General features: G+C 70.1%; 3 protein-coding genes. 2 read left to right on the plus strand and 1 reads right to left on the minus strand.

Annotated elements, in window-relative coordinates; translation table 11 throughout:
- Positions 1–644: phosphatidate cytidylyltransferase (locus G6018_RS13445; RefSeq protein WP_182639877.1), on the plus strand; the 644-nt coding region annotated here is incomplete at its 5' end.
- A gap of 48 nt (positions 645–692) precedes the next feature.
- Here G6018_RS13445 and G6018_RS13450 read toward each other — a convergent pair.
- Positions 693–1,124: a lipopolysaccharide assembly protein LapA domain-containing protein gene (locus G6018_RS13450; protein WP_179525454.1), complete on the minus strand. Its 432-nt coding sequence runs from the start codon at positions 1,122–1,124 to the stop codon at positions 693–695.
- 86 nt (positions 1,125–1,210) lie between these two features.
- On the opposite strand from G6018_RS13450, the gene rlmN reads away from it, so the two are divergent.
- Complete coding sequence (rlmN, locus tag G6018_RS13455) at positions 1,211–2,320, plus strand: 23S rRNA (adenine(2503)-C(2))-methyltransferase RlmN (RefSeq protein WP_179525453.1); 1,110 nt, start codon at positions 1,211–1,213, stop codon at positions 2,318–2,320.
- Positions 2,321–2,403: the final 83 nt, after the last annotated feature.

The raw sequence follows: 2,403 nt of genomic DNA on the forward strand, positions 1-2,403 counted from the left end.
TGGTGCCCCTGCTCCTCGGTGGACAGGCGATGGTCTGGGCCGGGTTCTTCGCCGAGGCCAAGGGCGCCTTCGCCGCGTTCGCCGCCACCACCGTCCTGGTCCTGGTCTGGCGCCTCCTGATGGCGGGGCTGACCACGGCCCCACAGAACTATCTCCGTGACGTCTCGGTGGCCCTGTTCGTCCTGGTGTGGATCGCGGTCCCGGGCGCTCTCGGCGCCATGCTCGCGGACGGCGACCACGGGGCGCAGCGTGTCGTCGCCCTGATCCTGTTGGTGGTGTGTTCGGACGTCGGGGGATACGTCACCGGCGTGCTGTTCGGCAGACACCCGATGGCGCCCGCGGTGAGCCCCAAGAAGTCGTGGGAGGGCTTCGCCGGATCGATGGTGTTCGCCATCATCGGCGGGGCGCTCGTGGTGGTGCTGCTGTTCGACGACAACTTCCTCAAGGGCGTCCTGCTCGGCGTCCTCACCGTCTTCACGGCGACCCTGGGCGACCTCATCGAGTCACAGGTCAAGCGGGACCTGGGCATCAAGGACATGGGCACCATGCTGCCCGGCCACGGCGGCTTCATGGACCGCCTCGACTCGGTCCTGCCCACCGCCGTCGTGGTGTGGATCATCTTCACCTACGTCGTCCCGACCTGAGCGTGCGGGGGCGCGCTCACCGGCGGTCGGCCGTGGGGACGACACCCCTCAGTGGTGGCGGGCCGACACCTTGCGCGCCTTCCGGGCGCGCATCCGCAGCTGCAGGATCCGGAATCCGGCGAACAGCGCCATGATCAGCGCGCCGGCGATGGCGGCGAACAGGATCAGGACCCCCAGGGGGAGGCTGAACTCCAGCCCCAGATACCGCACGCCCGTGGACGTGGTGTTCTGCGCGATGAAGATCAGCAACAGGATCGTCACCAGGGCGCCGAGGACCAGTCCCACCCAGGCCGACCCCAGCTTGCCGCCGTGGGTGTCCATGACGTCGTCGTCGTGGCTCCCGCGTCCACCGCGTGAGTCCCCGGCGGGGACCGTCGCAGGAGCCGAGGCGTGGGTGTCCTCGACCGGCGCGATCTCCGCTGCTCCGGCGGTGTGGTCGGTGTGCTGGGGATCAACTGGTTCGTGCGAACGCGTGGCCATGGGAGGACTCTATTCCCTCACCGGCGCCGACGGCATCCGCTGGCGGTGTGTCGTGCGGTCCGGTTTCTGACACAATGGCAGCCATCATGGTTGAACCACTACCCCTCGTCTTCGACGCCCCCCGCCGGGGTCTTCCGCCTCGTCACTTCGCCGACCTCGACGCAGAGGGCCGGGCTGCGGCGATGAGCGAACTGGGGGTCCCCGCCTTCCGGGGGAAGCAGCTCGCCAACCAGTACTTCGGACGACTCGAGGCCGACCCCGCGGAGATGACGGACCTCCCGGTCGGTCTGCGTGAACAGATCGGTTCCGAGTTGTTCCCGCGCCTGGCCTCCTCGGTCCGGCACATCTCCGCCGACGGGGGCACCACGCGCAAGACGTTGTGGAAGCTGCACGACGGCTCGCTGGTGGAGAGCGTGCTCATGCGCTACCCGGACCGGGCGACGCTGTGCATCTCCAGCCAGGCCGGGTGCGGCATGGCGTGCCCGTTCTGCGCCACCGGCCAGGCCGGGCTCGACCGCAACCTCTCGGCCGCCGAGATCCTCGAGCAGGTGCGCGAGGCAGCCCGGGCGATGCGGGACGGCGAGGTCCCCGGCGGCCCGGGACGACTGTCCAACGTGGTGTTCATGGGGATGGGTGAGCCGCTGGCCAACTACAAGCGGGTCCTCACGGCTGTCCGGGGGATCGTCTCGCCGCCGCCGTCCGGGTTCGGATTGTCCCAGCGTTCGGTCACGGTCTCGACGGTCGGAGTCGTCCCCGCGATCCATCGCCTCGCGGAGGAGGGACTCCAGGTGACCCTGGCGGTCTCGCTGCACACCCCTGACGACGAACTGCGCGACACCCTCGTGCCGGTCAACAACCGGTGGCCCGTCTCCGAGGTCATGGACGCCGCGCGGCACTACGCCGACGCCACGGGCCGGCGGGTGTCGATCGAGTACGCGTTGATCCGCGATGTGAACGACCAGACGTGGCGCGGGGAGATGCTCGGTCGGCTGCTCGTACAGCGCCTCGGGCCCATGGCCCACGTCAACCTGATCCCTCTCAACCCGACTCCGGGCAGCGAGTGGGACGCCAGCCCGAAGCCCCAGCAGGACGCGTTCGTCGCCGCGGTCCAGCAGTCCGGTGTCTCCTGCACCGTCCGGGACACCCGTGGGCAGGAGATCGCCGCCGCCTGCGGCCAGCTCGCCGCCGAAGGCTGAGCTCCGAGGGCCGATCACCGTGAGGTGAGCCCGGGCCGTCCCCGATCACGGACGAGGCCGCCGCCCGCGGATGTCGCGGGCGG

Origin of the sequence: Dietzia sp. DQ11-44 (assembly GCF_014145205.1) — a bacterium.
GTDB classification, from domain to species: Bacteria; Actinomycetota; Actinomycetes; order Mycobacteriales; family Mycobacteriaceae; genus Dietzia; species Dietzia natronolimnaea.

Bases quoted from the DNA above. Each gene is read 5' to 3' on its own strand.
- rlmN (WP_179525453.1), top strand. From the start codon at position 1,211: ATGGTTGAACCACTACCCCTCGTCTTCGACGCCCCCCGCCGGGGTCTT.
- G6018_RS13450 (WP_179525454.1), bottom strand. From the start codon at position 1,124: ATGGCCACGCGTTCGCACGAACCAGTTGATCCCCAGCACACCGACCAC.